Genomic DNA, 15,041 nt, shown 5'->3' on the forward strand with positions numbered 1-15,041 from the left:
GGAGACCAACGTGGGTGCTCGGGGGAGCGCGGCCGATCTGGATCGGCCCGTACACGTTGTCCACATCATTCATTCGCTCGGTGCCGGCGGCGCCGAGTCCGCCCTCGTCGAGCTCGCCGGGTCCGCCCGCCGGGCCGAAGTCGAGCTGACGGTGATCGCACTGTCGGACGCGGTCGACCACCACGCTGCGGTACGGCTGCGGGAGGCCGGCGTCACGGTGCATGAACTGCACGCCGGCCGGTACGACCTCCGTGCCGTCGGCCGGGTCACCCGGCTGCTTCGCCGGCTCCGGCCCGACCTGGTGCACACCCACCTCAAGCACGCCGACCTGGTCGGCGGGCTGGCCGCCCGACGGCTCGGGCTACCGGCGGTCAGCACCCTGCACGTGATCGAGCCGCCCCCGGCCGGCTGGCCGGACCGGGTCCGGATCGGGCTCGCCGTGCTGGCCCGGCGACGGCTGTTCGCGCGGGTGATCGCCGTGTCGTCCGCGCAGCAGGACTGGTATCGGAGCCTGACCGGCCGGGCCGACGGCCTGGTCCGGATCCCGAACGGCGTGGCGCATCCGGGGCCGACCGATCCCCGAGCCGTCCGTACGGAGCTCGGTGTCCGGCCGGGCGAACTGCTGGCCGTCACGGTCTCGCTGCTCCGGCCCGAGAAGGGTCATGCACTGCTGCTGGACGCCGTCCGGCGCTACGCCGGCGACCCGCCGCTGGTGTTCGCGCTGGCCGGCGACGGCGAACTGCTCCCGGAGCTGACCGACCGGGTGGCCGCCGACCCGATCCTTCGCGATCGGGTCCGGCTGCTCGGCTACCGATCGGACGTCGACGCACTGCTCGCGGCCGCCGACCTGGTCATCCAGCCGAGCCTCGCCGACGCGCTGCCGACGGCAGTGATCAGCGCCCTGGCCGCGGGCCGCCCGGTGGTCGCGACCGCGGTCGGCGGGCTGCCGGACCTGATCACGCCGCAGTGCGGGCGGCTGGTGCCCGCCGGCGACCCGGACGCGCTGGCCGCCGCCGTCGCCGAGGTGGTCGGCGACCCAGCCCTCCGACGCCGGCTGGGCCTCGCGGCACGGGAGCGGCACCGGCGCTGCTTCTCGGCCGTCGGCTGGGCGAAACAGCTGCGCGCCCTCTACGACGAGGTGCTCGGCGAGCGGACCCCGAGCGGTACGTCACCGGACCATCGGCTGGTGACCGCGCGGGCCGGTGATCAGGTCGAGAACGGGTCGCCGGGTCGCGATCCGATCCGGTCGGCGGCCGTCCTCAGCGCGTTCGAGTTGGAACCGGCGGACAACGGCAAGTCGGTCGTCCTGACCGGGTTCCTCCGGCACCTCGCCGATCGGCTCGGGCCGGAACGGGTGCACTACCTGCACGTCGGCCGGCCGCTGACCGGACTGCCGGCCGACCTGGCCGGGATCCGGCTGCACGAGCTCGGCCGACCGACCCGACGTGATCAACTCCGCAGCGCGATCATGCAGGCCGGACTTCGCGGTCGCAGCCTGCAGGAGACGTTCACCGCCTCGGCGACGGTGACGGCCGCGGTCGGCGACACCCTGGCCGCGCTCGACGTGGACTTGTTGATCATGGACACGATCCGGATGGCTCAACACGTTCCGGCCGGCGGGCCGGACCGGACCCGGCGGATCCTCTATCTCGACGACCTGTTCTCGGTCCGCTATCGGCGGATGCTCGAGGTGCTGCGGCACAGCGACACCGGGTTCGATCCGCTGGGCCAGTTCGGCGGCTTCATCCCGCGCCGGCTGCAGCCGCTGACCCGGCTGCCGGCGAGCCGGAACCTGCTGCTCCGGCTCGAGTCCCGGCGGGTGGCGCGCAGCGAGCGCCGGGCCGCCCGGGCCAGCGATCTGCCGGTGCTGCTGAACCAACGCGAGGCCAACCTCCTCGCCGGTGACATCGGGCAGGACGTCGCCGTCCTGCCGCCGTCGTTGCGCGTCCGGTCCGGCCCGGCCCGATCGTGGCACGGCGCGGCCGACTTCGCCTTCGTCGGGTTGCTGTCCGTCCCGCACAACCACGACGGCCTGAGCTGGGTGCTCGACGAGGTCATGCCGGCCCTGCTCCGGGAACGGCCGGACGCCCGGCTCCGGGTGATCGGCCACGGGGCCGGGCCGGCCCTGGTCGCGGCGGCCGAGCGTTGGGCCGGCCGGGTCACCCTGCACGGCTATGTCGCCGACCTCGACTCGGCACTGGCCGGGGTCGCGGCATTGATCACGCCACTCCGGTTCGGTTCCGGGATCAAGATCAAGACCCTGGAGGCGCTGGCCCGCGGGCTGCCCGTGGTGAGCACCGCGGTCGGCGCCGAGGGAATCGTCGAGGCCGATGTCGCGGGACTCCGGATCGCCGACCGGCCGGAACCGTTCGCCCGGGCCATGTCGATCATGGCCGACCCGGCCCGACGGCCGCTGGAGTCGGCCGGCGCACGCCGCCTCTTCGCCACCCGATTCGCGCCAGGTCCGGTCGCCGGCGCCTACGACGCCGTGTTCGGCACGGACCCGCGACCGCCGTCGAGCGCCGCCGCCCCGATGAAGGTGTCCGGTGACGGATGAGCACCGTACGCGGCGTGGTCTGGAACCTCGCCCAGCACGGCGGGGGCCGGTTGATCGGCTTCGTCGCGACGGTGGTGCTGGCCCGGCTGCTCGAGCCGGAGGCGTTCGGCCTGCTGGCGATGGGGCTGCTGGCGATCAACGTCTTCGACCGGCTGAAGGATCTCGGGGTCGGATCGGCTCTGGTCCAGACGCGGCTGCCGTTCGGCACCGTGGCGCCGACCGCCGCGACGCTGACCATGATCAGTGCGGCCGTACTCGCGGCCGGCTGCCTCCTCGGCGCCGAGCCGTTGGCGCTGCTGCTCGGTGATCATCGACTGGTGCCGGTGATCCAGGCCTTGTCGGGGGCGCTGTTGATCAGCGGGCTGGCGGTGCTGCCGGATGCCTGGCTGCGTCGCCGGCTCCTCTTCCGGGACCGGGCGGTGCCCGAGGTGTCCGGAGCGGTGATCAAGGCGGTCGTCTCGATCGGGCTGGCCCTCACCGGTGGCGGCGTCTGGAGTCTGGTCTGGGGGCAGCTGGCCGGGGCGGCCGTGACGACCGGGCTCTACTGGGTCGTCCATCGGCGCCGGGCGAGTGGCCGGGTGCTGGGCTGGTCGACACCCACCGCGAAGGCCCTGGTGAGCTACGGCCTGCCGATCTCAGGCGTGTCCCTGCTGGCGCTGATCTTGGACAACCTCGACTACTTCGTGATCGGCCGACGGCTCGGCGCCGAGCAGCTCGGCGTCTACACGATGGCGTTCCGGATCCCCGAACTGCTGGTGATCAGCGTCTGCGCGGTGATCGGCCAAGTGCTGTTCTCCAGCTTCGCCCGGGTGCAGGACGATCCGGACGCGTTGCGCCGGGAATACCTTGCGGTGACAGCCACCGTCGCCGCGCTGGCCGTACCGGTCGGGGTCGGGCTGGCCGCCACCGCGCCGGAGATCGTCACCGTCGTGCTGGGGCCACGGTTCGGCGAGGCCACCACGCCACTCCGCCTGCTCGGCCTCTGCGCCGCCGTCTACGCCTTGAGCTTCCACGCCGGCGAGGTGTACAAGGCGACCGGGCGGACCCGGCTGATGATCATCCTCTCGGTGATCCGGTTGATCATCTTCGCGCCGGCCCTGTGGTGGGCAGCCGGCCACTCGATCGTCGCTGTCGCCGGCACCCTGCTCGGCCTGCAGTTGATCTTCACGTTGGTACGGCTGGGGTTGATCAGATCCGTGCTCGGGCTGCGGATCGCCGACCAGTGGCACGCGATCTGGCCGGCCCTGCTCGCGGCCGGTCTGGCCGGTGGCGCGGTGTTCGGGCTCTCCCGGCTGGTCACCCCGGTGCTGTCGACCGGCCCTCGGTTGGTGATCTTGGCGATGACCGGGGCGGCGCTCTATCTGATCCTGCTGACCCGGTTCGACCGGACCGCGGTGTCGCGGCTGCGCAGGCTGGCCGGGGCTCGACGGGGCGAGCGATGACGAGCCACTCGGATCGGCTGGCCGGGATCGAGGTGTGGCTGGCCGGGCTGGCAGCGCCCGGCACCGGGACCGTGTTGATCATGGACCGGACGGCCTCGGCCCGCAGCCTGCACCGGTCGCTCGCGACGGCCACCGGGCCGGCTCTGGTGCTCGGCCCGACCGGTCGGCCGTACCGGCCGCCCACCGGCTGGGACCTGGTGGCCAGGTACGGGGTCTTCGGCCCGGTCTCCGAGCCGCAGTGGCTGGTCCGGCTGGACCTGCCCGGGGCCCGCGCCTGGTTCGCCGACAGCGTCCGGCCCGCCTGGGGCCTGCCGGGCCGGGTCGCACGTCGCCTCGGCCGCTGGCCCGCCGCGGCTCGCTGGGCCTTCCACGGCACGGCGGCGCTGCTCGTACCCGAGGACGGTCCGCGGGACCGCTGGGCCGGTCCGGCCGGGCTCACCGGGCCGGCCGGCCCGCCGATCGCCCTGGCCACCGGCACCGGGGCGACGAGCGGCCGGCTCGTGATCAGCTACGGAGACCCGACCGGCCGGCCGGCCCGGCACGTGAAGCTCGGGCCGGTCGGGCAGGCCCGGCCGCTCCGCTCCGAGCGCGAGGTCCTGGTCCGACTGGCCGGCACGCCCGGTGTCCCCGCGGCTGCGGGCACCGCATCCAACGAGGTCTGGTACGCCTCCGGACAAGATCATCTTCCAGGCGTCTCGCTGCAGCGGCACTGGTCCGGCGGCGTCGACCGAATCCCCGGAATCGCCGCGGTGCTGGACTGGCTGGCGACCACGACCGCTCCGCGCGGCCTGGTTCACGGCGACCTGTGGCCGGCGAACGTGCTGCTCGGCCCGGCCGGCATCGGCGTCGTCGACTGGGAGGCCGCCGGGCCGGGCGATCCGCTGCTCGATGCGGTCTTCTTCCTCGTCACCGCGGATCCGGCGGCCGACGCCGACCCGGTCGCCGCCACGGTACGGGCGCTGACCGCTCCGGCCGCCGGCGCCGGGCTGGGCCGGTTGCTGGCCGCGACCGGCCGGCCCGGACTGGCCGGCGCCGAACTGCGGACCGAGCTGCTGGCGGCCCTGACGACGATCGCCGCCAGGTCAGGACCGGGCGGCCGGCCGGATCCGGACCGCCGGTCCCGCTGGCTGGCCGGCCGGGACGCGCTGGCCGCCGCCGGTCAACGCCCGTAGTCCTTCGGCATCGCCTGCAGCCGCTGCCAGGGGAACCCGTCCATCAGGTCGTACTTGTCGTAGCGATCAAGCCGCAGCAGCCCGGTCCAGGGATCGGTCCCGGTACGCGTCTTCTGCGCCAGGCCGCTCTCCGTGACGACGCCGACCGCGGCGCTCTGGTCGACGACGATGAAGCCGTACTCCTGCGCGGCTCGGGCGACCATCCGCCCGAACGGGCTCAGCGACAGGCTGTCCACGTCGATCGCCGGGTCCAGCCGGAACAACTGGCCCTCCATCGGGGCGTTCGGGTCGTCGCTCCGGCCGTCGGTCCGGTTGGCCGGCCAGCTGTACGCGTCGGCCCGTACCGTCGGCACCACCAGGCTCATCGCGTGGCCGATCCGGCCGGCCCGTACCTCGGCCATGGTGATCATGGAACCGGCCAGCGCCAGGCCGGACCCGGCGGCGCCGGTGCCGTCCGGGAAGGACCCGGAGGACCGGCTCACGTCGTCGATCCGGCCGCCCCAGCAGGCCTGCCAGCCGGACTCGGTCCGTTCCGCACGCCACAGTTCCCAGAGCTGGTCGGTGTCCGGGGCGTAGATCGACAGGTGCCGGTCGTCGCCCGCGGCGGGCAGCGCGCCGGCCGGGATCGGCACCGAACTCAGCGCGGCCGTGAAGACGGGTGGGATGATCCCGTCGCCGTAACAGTCGGCGAACCGGACCGGCACCCGCGGGGTCCCCGGCGGCACCCGGTAGAACGACACGTTCCACCGCTCGAAGCTCACCCCGGCACCGCGGTCACGCGCGTCCCGGGCCAGCACCTCCACGGCACCGCCGTCGCCGGCCGCGGCCCGCCGGATCGACCTGGTGAAGATGCCGCCGGCGCCGAACAAGTTCTCCGCACCGGCCGCCATCGAAGGCGCGGCCGGCGGCGGCGACGAGCTACCGCCGGGCCGAGTCGGACGCGGCGGCGGGGTGGCGGGACCGGACGGATCAGCAGGCGGTGCGCTGGTCGGGATCCGCCGCGCGGTGAGCTTCTCCGGATTCCGCGGCGTCGGCGTGGGTGGCACAGCCGGTGTCGACGGTGCCCGGCTCGGGCCGCCGGGAGCAGGCGGCTGGGCCGTGCCGTGCGACGCGCTCCGCCCGGCGGTCGGCGCCGATGCGGTACGGCTCTCCCCCGCCACCGGTGCCAACCGATCCCGTTCGGTCGTCCCGCACGCGGCCCCGCCGACGGTGATCGTCGCGGCCAGCAACACCGCGCCGAGTCCCCGAGCCGTCATGGGCCGAGCGTAGCCCTCGTTCCTCCCGCCCGGGCACGGAATCCGGACCTCAGGTCAGGGAGGCCTCCACCTGCGGGACGACCACCAGACCGTCGTTGGCGTCGTCCACGTCGAAGGTGATCGTCTCGCCGTCGCCGAGTTCGCCGGCCAGCACCCGCCGGGCCAGTTGATCTTCGATCGTGGACTGGATCAGCCGGCGCAGCGGCCGGGCGCCGTAGACCGGGTCGAAGCCGGTCAGGGCCAGCCAGTCCTTCGCTCCCTGGGTCACCTCGACGGAGATCCGGCGGTCGGCCAGCCGCTGGTTCAGTCGGTGCAGGTTGATCTCGACGATCTTGGCCAGGTCCTCGGTGCCGAGGGCGTCGAACAGTACGACCTCGTCCAGCCGGTTCAGGAACTCGGGCTTGAAGGAGCCCCGGACGATGCCCATCACGGCGTTCCGCTTGGACTCCGCGTCCAGGGTCTGGTCGGCCAGGAACTGCGATCCCAGGTTGGAGGTCAAGATCATGATCACATTCCGGAAGTCGACGGTACGGCCCTGGCCGTCGGTCAGCCGGCCGTCGTCGAGCACCTGCAACAGGATGTCGAAGACCTCGGCGTGGGCCTTCTCGACCTCGTCGAGCAAGATCACCGAGTACGGCCGGCGGCGGACCGCCTCGGTCAGCTGGCCACCCTCCTCGTACCCGACGTAGCCGGGCGGGGCACCGACCAGGCGAGCCACCGAGTGCTTCTCGGAGTACTCGCTCATGTCGATCCTGATCATGGCCTGCTCGTCGTCGAAGAGGAACTCCGCGAGCGACTTGGCCAGCTCGGTCTTGCCGACGCCGGTCGGGCCGAGGAACAGGAACGATCCGGTCGGCCGGTTCGGGTCGGAGATGCCGGCCCGCGAGCGCCGTACCGCATCGGAGACGGCGCGCACCGCGGCCCGCTGACCGATCAGTCGTTCCCCCAGCCGGTCCTCCATGCTGAGCAGCTTCTCGCTCTCGCCCTCCAGCAGCCGGCCGACCGGGATCCCGGTCCAGCTGGACACGACCTCGGCGATGTCGGACGCGCCGACCTCCTCCGAGACCATCGGCTTGGCCTGCTTCTCCGGCTCGCTGGCGGACTCCAGTTCCTTTTCCAGGGCAGGGATCTCGCCGTAACTGAGCTCACTGGCGCGGACCAGGTCGCCGTCCCGCAGCGCCCGGTCGGCGGCACCGCGCAGCTCGTCGATCTTCTCCTTCAGTTCACCGACCCGGTTCAGGCCCTGCTTCTCGGACTCCCACCGGGTTTCCAGGCCGCGCAGGTTCTCCTCGGCGTCGGCCAGTTCCTCCCGCAGCCGCTGCAGCCGGTCGGCGCTGCCGGGGTCGGTCTCCTTCTCCAGCGCGAACTGCTGCATCTTCATCCGCTCCACGCCGCGACGAAGTTGATCAATCTCCTCCGGAGAGGAGTCGATCTCCATCCGCAGCCGGGAGGCGGCCTCGTCGATCAGGTCGATCGCCTTGTCCGGCAGCTGCCGGGAGGTGATGTAGCGGTGCGACAGCGAGGCCGCGGCGACCAGGGCGGAGTCGGTGATCGCGACCTTGTGGTGCCCCTCGTACCGCTCCCGCAGGCCGCGCAGGATCGCGATCGTGTCCTCGACGCTCGGCTCGCCGACGAAGACCTGCTGGAACCGTCGCTCCAGGGCCGGATCCTTCTCGATCCGTTCCCGGAACTCGTCCAGCGTGGTCGCGCCGATCATCCGCAGTTCGCCGCGGGCCAGCATCGGCTTCAACATGTTGCCGGCATCCATCGAGGAGTCACCGCTGGCGCCCGCGCCGACCACCGTGTGCAGCTCGTCGATGAAGGTGATGATCTGGCCCTCGGCGTCCCGGATCTCGTTCAGGACGGCCTTCAGCCGCTCCTCGAACTCGCCGCGATACTTGGCCCCCGCCACCATCGAGGACAGGTCGAGCGACATCAGCCGGCGACCCTTCAGCGAGTCGGGCACGTCGCCGGCGACCAGCCGCTGGGCCAGACCCTCGACCACGGCCGTCTTGCCGACGCCGGGCTCACCGATCAGCACCGGGTTGTTCTTGGTCCGCCGGGCCAGCACCTGCACCACCCGCCGGATCTCGCCGTCGCGGCCGATCACCGGGTCGAGCTTGCCCTCCCGGGCGGACGCGGTCAGGTCGACGGCGTACTGCTCCAGGGCCGAGGACGTACCCTCGGCCTCCGCGCTGGTCACCCGCTTGCTGCCCCGGCTCTCGTTGAACGCGGTGATCAACTTCTCCGACGTCGCACCGAGATCGGTCAAGATCTTCTTCGCCGCGGAATCCACCGCAGCCAGGGAGATGAGCAAGTGCTCGGTGGCGACGAAGGAGTCGCCGAGCTGCTCGGCCCGGTTCTCCGAGTCGGCCAGCACCCGGGCCAGGGCACCGGAAAGCTGCGGCTGGCTCACCGACGCACCGCTGGCCGAAGGCAGCTTCGCGATCGCCCCGCGGGCCGCGGCGTCGACCACCTGGGGGTCGGTGCCGACCGACGCGAGCAGCGGCCCGACCGTGTTGTCGGGCACCATCAGCAGGCCGTGCAGCAAGTGCTGCGGCTCCGCGCTCGGGTTGCCCGAGGTCAGCGCGTTCCGCAACGCGGCCGAGACCGCGTCGCGGCTCTTGGTGGTGAGCTTGTTGGTGTCCATTCGTGGGTTGTACTCCTGTGCAGCGACCTAGTTGAGTCTTCCGGGCTCAACTTTACGACGCCAGGCAAGGAGGATCAACAAGGTTGAGCGTGATCCGCTCAACTTTCGGTCAGCCCTTCCGGTCGCCGCTCTCGGGCGGCGCGGTCGTCCCCCGACGACGGGCCAGCAGGACGACCAGGACCACGAAGGCGATGGTCGGCAGCAGGGTGACGGTGATGATGATGAGTTCGGTCGGTCCGGGGAACGCCAGCGGAACCACGATGCGACTCCTCAGGTCGGGGCCAGGGGATGACCCCATTGTCGTCGACCGGCGGCTCGGCACCAGGACCTCGATCGGGCCATGACATGATCACCGGCATGACGACGGGCTACCTCGCGCCGCTGCGCGAGCTCCTGGAACGACCCTGGCCCGACAACCGGACGGTCAACCTCGTCTTCCACGGGCACAGCGTCCCGTCCGGCTACTTCGACACCCCGTCCGTACGTACCCTGCAGAGCTATCCGCAGCTGGTGCTGGAGGAGTTGTGCGGGCGCTTCCCGTACGCGGTGATCAACACGATCGTGACCGCGATCGGTGGCGAGCACTCCGCGGCCGGCGCCGCCAGGTTCGACGCCGTTCTTGATCATCGGCCGGACGTGATCTTCATCGACTACGCCCTGAACGACCGGACCATCGGGCTCGACCAGGCGCGGGAGTCATGGACGTCCATGATCATCCGGGGCCAACAGGCCGGTGCCCGGGTCGTCCTGCTGACCCCGTCCGCGGATCAGCGGTCCGCACTGCTGGACCCCGAAGATGATCTTGCTCGGCACGCCGAGCAGGTCCGCGGGCTGGCCGCCGAGCACGAGACCGGGCTGATCGACAGCTACGCCGCCTTCCAGGCCGCGGTTCTCGACGGCGTACCGCTGGAGTCGTTGATGTCGCACGTCAACCATCCGAACGAGGCCGGTCACCGGCTCATCGCCGAGGCGGCCCGGCGGATTTTCTGACCGGGACGTGAAGCGCAGGTAAAAATTCTGCCCAGTTCCTCCAGGTCTCGACAATTGATGACCGCCCTGGCAGGATCGACCACGGATCACGGATCCATAACGGGGGCTCGGGGGTCAGTTTCATCGATCAACGACGACCAGGAGGTCCGATGTTCAACGGACGACGCGTCAACTTCCGCTCACTCGCCGTCGCCGGCGCCTTCGTGCTGGCTCTGATCGGCACCGCCATGGCCGCGCCGGCCGCGACCGCCCAACCACGCGAGCTTCCGGCCGCAGCCGACGGCGTGATCCGGGCCAACGAGGAGGCCGCCTTCAAGTACTTCGTCGGCAAGGGGCTCACCCCGGTCCAGGCCGCCGGCGTCGTCGGCAACCTCGACCAGGAGTCCTACATGGACCCGACCATTCACCAGATCGGCGGCGGCCCCGGGCGCGGCCTGGCCCAGTGGAGTGCCGGCGGCCGCTGGGACACCTACCCCGGCGACAACCTGGTCGAGTTCGCCAACAACGCCGGCGTCGACCGCTACGGCCTGCAGGTGCAGCTCGACTTCGTCTGGTACGAGCTGACCGAGTTCTCCTACTACGGGCTGGCCCAGCTGCGGGCTGCGACCACGATCGAGGCAGCCGTGGTCGCGTTCCAGGACAAGTACGAGGGCTGCGGCACCTGCCACACCGATCGCCGGATCGCCTACGCCCAGGACGCGTACAACCTCTACACCTGACCGTCCACCGGCGTCACGGGTTGGCCGCGATCAGGGTGTCCGCGGCAGCCGTACGGACGTGCAGCGTGCGCCGGCCGGTCCGATGGGTCCGGACCAGGCCGGCAGCGCGCAGCGCGGTGAGGTGCTCCGAGGCCGTACTCACCGAGAGTTCGACCCGGGCGGCCGCCTCGGTGGTGGACAGCGGGGCCTGCAGCGCGGCGAGCAGCCGGGCCTTCGACCGGCCGATCACCTCCTCCAACGCGCCGGCCGCCGGCGGGTCCTGATCGGCCCACAGCGTGCCGACACCGCGGCACGGGAACGCCAGCTGAGCGGTCTGCTCGTCGGCGATCACCAGCACCGTCGGCCAGACGAAGACGCTCGGCACCAGGCACAGCCCGCCGCCCTCGAGGTCGTGGGCGCCGAGACACCTCGTGCCGGACACGGTGAGTTGCCGGCCGTCCCAGACCACCCGTTCGTGCAGGTCGTTCAACAGCGACGAGGTCCCCTCGGCGGCCTGCTGCCTGGACCGGTGGAACACCTCGGCGTCGGCCAGCGCCGACACCCGTGACCAGGACGGGGCCAGCGCGACCTCCCAGTAGGCGGCGACGGCCTCGGCCACCCGGGCGAGCCAGGTCCCCGGGTCGTCGGCCATCGCCTGCAGCCGCGGACTCCACCGATCCCTGAGGTACGTCAGCTGGGCCCGGACCACCTCGGGCGGCGTACCGGCCAGCCGTTCGAGCTCCGCCGCCAGCGCCGGCTCGAGCGACGTGGGCGGCGGGGTCAGCAGGTCGGGCATGTAGTGCCCCTGAGCGCCGGACCCGACCAGCTCGCCGAGCAGGGCGAACGCCGCTCCGACCGGCTCCGGGACCCGGGCCAGCAGCCGGTCGAGCTCGGGACGGACCCGGCGGATCCAGGGCCGGTGGACGCCGTGGCCGGCCGGGTTCCGCAGCACCCGGATGCTGGCGACCGTCTCCCACAGGCAGGACCGGCCGAACCGGACCCGGGCCGCGTCCTGCGCGGTGAAGCCGATGGTGCGGGACACGGGCCGATCCTCGGGTTCGGGAATTTCCGAATCATTATCGGCCGCCGGCGCCCGCGGACATAGTGATCGCCGTGACGAGCACTCAGCACCAGCAGGCCGAGGAGTTCCACCGGCTGCACGACGACTTCCTGATCCTGCCCAACGCCTGGGATCCGCCCAGCGCCCGGATGGTCGCGGCGGCCGGAGCGGCCGCGGTGGCGACGACCAGCGCCGGGGTCGCCTGGAGCCGCGGCCTGGCCGACGGGAGCGGGCTGGACCGGGCGACCGCGCTCGACGCCGCAGCCCGGATGATCAGCGCCGTCACGATCCCGGTCACGGTCGATCTGGAGGGCGGCTATCCCGGCGAGCCTGGCGGGGTCGAGGCCGCCGTCGCGGGCGTCATCGAAGCCGGGGCCGTCGGGATCAACCTCGAGGACGCCGCCGCCGGGCTACTGCTCCCGGCCGCGGACCACGCCGAGACGCTGCGCCGGGTCCGGGCCGTGGCGGACGCCGCCGGGATCAGGCTGTTCCTGAACGCGCGGATCGACACCTTCCTGCTGGCCCCGGCCGGCAGCGCCGGACCGGACCTGGTGGCGGCGACGATCGAGCGGGCCCGCGCCTTCGTCGAGGCCGGTGCCGACGGCGTCTTCGTTCCCGGCGTCACCGATCCCGCGCTGGTCCGGGACCTGGTCGCCGGCGTACCCGCGCCGCTCAACCTGATGGTCGGCCGGGGTACGGTCCCGCTGGCGCGCTACGCCGAGCTCGGGGTGCGCCGGATCAGCGCCGGCCCGACGCTCACCCTGAGCGCGTACCGGCAGGTGCGGGACTGGGCCGGCGCGATGTTGGCCGGCTCCCTCGAGGACGTACCGGAAGGGATCGAGATGGGTCCGCTCCAGGCCGGACCGGTCCGCTGACTCAGTAGCCGGGGTGGTCGCTCAGCGCGGTGTTGATGATCGTCAGCAGGTACATCCGGTCACCGCGGTTGCGGGCGACCTCGCAGGCGAAGTGCAGATCGCTGGTCTCGATCCGGTCCCAGGCCAGGCGGTGGCCGGACTCGGCGAGCAGCTGAGCGAAGAACTCCCGCTGCGAGCGACCGTTGCCCTCCCGGAACGGATGCGCGTAGTTCAGCAGGTCGTAGAGCTCCGCGAGCTCCCGGCCCAGGTGCGGCGGCGGCATCTGCCGCAGCCGGTCGGTCCGGGCGATCCGTTGCGCCACCCGGGCGACCAGCGTCGGAATCTCCCGCGGCGGCAGGAACGGGTGACCGACGCCCTTGGTCAGGCCCACGGTGCGCAGCTCACCGGCCCACGGGTAGACGTCCTGGAAGAGTTGCCGGTGCAGGTTCCGGACATGATCAAGGTCGTACGTGTGCGGGACCAGGCCCGGATCCTCGCGGAGTTCGGCGAACCGGTATTCCAGCAGGTCGTTCTCCGCGGCCCGGAGTTCCTCGTCGCTGGTGGCGCCGACCAGATTGCGCAACACCGTGTGCTCGGGCGGGATCAGGTAGCCGCGCCAGCGTTCCTCGTCGTCGCCGACGGTCCAGGGATCGGGCCGGCTCAACCGAGACCGTAGCGGGCCCGGACGCGCTCGCCGAGCTGATCGATGTCGATCTCGCCGCGTACGTAGGCGTCCTGGTCGGCGCGGGTCTCCTCGGTGCTGCGCGAGCCCTCGAGTTCGGAGGTACGGCGCGCGTCCGCGATCGCCCGCCGACGGCGGGTGGTGTCCAGCTTCGCCCTGAGCACGGCGTTACTCCCTTCGCTCCTCCCAGGCTACCGCCGCCCGGCCCTCGGATCAGGAAACGGCGGCGGCCGAGGTGGGCGCGATGTTGTGGTTCAGGTGGAACACGTTGTCGGGATCCCAGGTGTCCTTGAGCGCCTGCAGCCGGACCAGCTTCGCGGAGCCGTACGCCTGCTGCACGCCGGCCGCGCCCTCGTCGGTGAGCGCGTTGACGTAGACGCCGCTCGCGAACGGGGCCATCGCGGCACCGTAGCGGCGGGCGGCCGCGATCCGTTCCTCGTCCTCGGCCGGATCGGTCCAGCGGGCGGCGGCGACGAACTCGACGAACGTGTCCCGCTGGCTGAACGCCGTCGCCTCGTCGGGCACGTCGGCGATCGCTCCGCCGTACACCTGGAAGCTGGCGTACGGCAGCCCGGCGCCGGTGCCGTCGGCCGTGCCGCGGCCGAGGAACGCGGCGATCGCGTCGTCGGGCAGCTCGGTGCAGTACTGGCCCTTCCAGTAGCGGCGCTGGGCCGGCGCCTCCAGGTCGTAGTCGTCCTGCTGCTGCAGTTCCAGGTACGAACTCCGGCGGACCTGCTCGGCCAGCGGCCGGCCGATCGACCGGAGGCTCGCGAGCAGCTCGTCGTACCCGGTCAGCGGGCCGACCCAGACGAAGCCGAGGACCACCTGCGGGACACCGTCGACGTCGCCGAGCCAAGCGGTCGGGGTGGCCTGCCGCGGTGCGGTCAGGGCCAGTTCGCGCCAGCCCCGGAACGCGTCCGCGGCCCGGTCCAGCGGGAAGGTCAGCAGGGCCTGCACGGTCGGGTCGACGATCGGGTGCAACTGGAACTCGAAGGTGGTGACCACGCCGAAGTTGCCGCCGCCACCGCGCAGGCCCCAGTAGAGGTCCGGGTGCTCGGTCTCGCTGGCCCGGACGATCCGGCCGTCGGCCGTGACCACCTCGAAGGACAGCACGTTGTCGCAGGTCAGCCCGTGCTGTCGGGCCAGCCAGCCCATCCCGCCGCCGAGGGTGAGACCGCCGACGCCGGTGTGGGAGACGTTGCCGGCCGTGGTGGCCAGTCCGTGCGGCTCGCCGGCCTGGTCCAGGGCACCGAGCAGGGCGCCGCCCTCGACCCAGGCCCGGCGCCGGGCCGGGTCGACGGTCACCTGGTTCATCGGGGTCAGGTCGACGACCAGCCCGTCGTCCGGGATCGCGTGGCCGACGATGCTGTGGCCGCCGCAGCGGATGCCCAGCTCGAGGTCGTGTTCGCGGGCGTAGCGGATGGCGGAGACGACGTCGTCCGGGCCGGTGCAGCGCACGATCAGCCGCGGCCGGCGATCGACCATCGCGTTCCAGACCCGCCGGGCCCGGTCGTAGTCCTCGTCGCCCTCGACGAGGACGACCCCGCCGAGCTGGTCCTGCAGGGTCGTCACCTCGGGCGATCGGGACATCAGTGCGGTTCCTTCCGGAGGTGGGCGTACGGCCTCTCGGAATCTACCGGCCCGGACGGTCGCGCGTGGGCCGTCGGCCGGATCGGGGTC

The 15,041-nt window shown here is 72.3% G+C and carries 13 protein-coding genes; 6 read left to right on the forward strand and 7 right to left on the reverse strand.

Features of this window, described 5'->3' with window-relative positions:
• The first annotated feature begins 10 nt into the window (after positions 1–10).
• From ACFQU4_RS15260 to ACFQU4_RS15270, 3 genes are read left to right on the forward strand one after another with little or no spacing between them, the layout of a single operon-like run.
• A complete protein-coding gene (locus ACFQU4_RS15260; RefSeq protein ID WP_377493265.1) occupies positions 11–2,557 on the forward strand; it encodes a glycosyltransferase in 2,547 nt (848 codons plus the stop codon).
• Complete coding sequence (locus tag ACFQU4_RS15265) at positions 2,554–3,999, forward strand: lipopolysaccharide biosynthesis protein (RefSeq protein ID WP_377493267.1); 1,446 nt, start codon at positions 2,554–2,556, stop codon at positions 3,997–3,999. Before ACFQU4_RS15260 ends, ACFQU4_RS15265 begins: the two co-directional genes overlap by 4 nt.
• Entirely contained in the window at positions 3,996–5,171 is a 1,176-nt protein-coding gene (locus ACFQU4_RS15270) for a phosphotransferase (protein WP_377493269.1), read from the forward strand. The genes ACFQU4_RS15265 and ACFQU4_RS15270 overlap by 4 nt, the downstream gene beginning before the upstream one ends.
• Here the strand turns inward: ACFQU4_RS15270 and ACFQU4_RS15275 are convergent.
• From ACFQU4_RS15275 to ACFQU4_RS15285, 3 genes are all read right to left on the reverse strand, one after another.
• Complete coding sequence (locus ACFQU4_RS15275; RefSeq protein ID WP_377493271.1) at positions 5,159–6,427, reverse strand: hypothetical protein; 1,269 nt, start codon at positions 6,425–6,427, stop codon at positions 5,159–5,161. The genes ACFQU4_RS15270 and ACFQU4_RS15275 overlap by 13 nt on opposite strands.
• Positions 6,428–6,476: 49 nt before the next feature.
• On the reverse strand, positions 6,477–9,077 hold the full coding sequence (clpB, locus tag ACFQU4_RS15280) for an ATP-dependent chaperone ClpB (protein ID WP_377493273.1): 2,601 nt from the start codon (positions 9,075–9,077) through the stop codon (positions 6,477–6,479).
• Positions 9,078–9,186: 109 nt separating this feature from the next.
• On the reverse strand, positions 9,187–9,336 hold the full coding sequence (locus ACFQU4_RS15285) for a hypothetical protein (protein ID WP_377493275.1): 150 nt from the start codon (positions 9,334–9,336) through the stop codon (positions 9,187–9,189).
• Between the two features lie 98 nt (positions 9,337–9,434).
• Between ACFQU4_RS15285 and ACFQU4_RS15290 the strand changes: the two genes are divergently transcribed.
• Both ACFQU4_RS15290 and ACFQU4_RS15295 read left to right on the forward strand, forming a co-directional pair.
• Positions 9,435–10,067 carry an SGNH/GDSL hydrolase family protein gene (locus tag ACFQU4_RS15290; RefSeq protein WP_377493277.1) on the forward strand — a complete coding sequence of 211 codons (633 nt, stop codon included), beginning with the start codon at positions 9,435–9,437 and terminating at the stop codon, positions 10,065–10,067.
• 149 nt (positions 10,068–10,216) lie between these two features.
• Positions 10,217–10,786: a phage tail tip lysozyme gene (locus ACFQU4_RS15295; protein ID WP_377493279.1), complete on the forward strand. Its 570-nt coding sequence runs from the start codon at positions 10,217–10,219 to the stop codon at positions 10,784–10,786.
• A 13-nt stretch (positions 10,787–10,799) separates the two neighbouring features.
• Here ACFQU4_RS15295 and ACFQU4_RS15300 read toward each other — a convergent pair whose 3' ends face one another.
• On the reverse strand, positions 10,800–11,807 hold the full coding sequence (locus ACFQU4_RS15300; RefSeq protein ID WP_377493281.1) for a helix-turn-helix domain-containing protein: 1,008 nt from the start codon (positions 11,805–11,807) through the stop codon (positions 10,800–10,802).
• A 71-nt stretch (positions 11,808–11,878) separates the two neighbouring features.
• Here ACFQU4_RS15300 and ACFQU4_RS15305 point away from each other — a divergent pair, with 71 nt between their 5' ends.
• Positions 11,879–12,700 (forward strand): isocitrate lyase/phosphoenolpyruvate mutase family protein, encoded by an 822-nt coding sequence (locus ACFQU4_RS15305; RefSeq protein WP_377493283.1) that lies wholly within the window; start codon positions 11,879–11,881, stop codon positions 12,698–12,700.
• A gap of 1 nt (position 12,701) precedes the next feature.
• Here the strand turns inward: ACFQU4_RS15305 and ACFQU4_RS15310 are convergent, their stop codons facing one another.
• From ACFQU4_RS15310 to ACFQU4_RS15320, 3 genes are read right to left on the reverse strand one after another with little or no spacing between them, the layout of a single operon-like run.
• Positions 12,702–13,343, reverse strand: a complete 642-nt coding sequence (locus tag ACFQU4_RS15310; RefSeq protein WP_377493285.1) for a Fic/DOC family protein — start codon at positions 13,341–13,343, stop codon at positions 12,702–12,704.
• Entirely contained in the window at positions 13,340–13,525 is a 186-nt protein-coding gene (locus ACFQU4_RS15315; RefSeq protein WP_377493287.1) for a hypothetical protein, read from the reverse strand. Before ACFQU4_RS15315 ends, ACFQU4_RS15310 begins: the two co-directional genes overlap by 4 nt.
• A 49-nt stretch (positions 13,526–13,574) precedes the next feature.
• Positions 13,575–14,951 carry an FAD-binding oxidoreductase gene (locus tag ACFQU4_RS15320; protein WP_377493289.1) on the reverse strand — a complete coding sequence of 459 codons (1,377 nt, stop codon included), beginning with the start codon at positions 14,949–14,951 and terminating at the stop codon, positions 13,575–13,577.
• Between the last annotated feature and the right edge of the window lie 90 nt (positions 14,952–15,041).

This window comes from Microlunatus sp. GCM10028923 (genome assembly GCF_042666975.1).
In the GTDB taxonomy this organism is placed as follows: Bacteria; Actinomycetota; Actinomycetes; order Propionibacteriales; family Propionibacteriaceae; genus Microlunatus.

Bases quoted from the DNA above. Each gene is read 5' to 3' on its own strand.
- ACFQU4_RS15265 (WP_377493267.1), top strand. From the start codon at position 2,554: ATGAGCACCGTACGCGGCGTGGTCTGGAACCTCGCCCAGCACGGCGGG.
- ACFQU4_RS15270 (WP_377493269.1), top strand. From the start codon at position 3,996: ATGACGAGCCACTCGGATCGGCTGGCCGGGATCGAGGTGTGGCTGGCC.
- ACFQU4_RS15275 (WP_377493271.1), bottom strand. From the start codon at position 6,427: ATGACGGCTCGGGGACTCGGCGCGGTGTTGCTGGCCGCGACGATCACC.
- clpB (WP_377493273.1), bottom strand. From the start codon at position 9,077: ATGGACACCAACAAGCTCACCACCAAGAGCCGCGACGCGGTCTCGGCC.
- ACFQU4_RS15290 (WP_377493277.1), top strand. From the start codon at position 9,435: ATGACGACGGGCTACCTCGCGCCGCTGCGCGAGCTCCTGGAACGACCC.
- ACFQU4_RS15295 (WP_377493279.1), top strand. From the start codon at position 10,217: ATGTTCAACGGACGACGCGTCAACTTCCGCTCACTCGCCGTCGCCGGC.
- ACFQU4_RS15320 (WP_377493289.1), bottom strand. From the start codon at position 14,951: ATGTCCCGATCGCCCGAGGTGACGACCCTGCAGGACCAGCTCGGCGGG.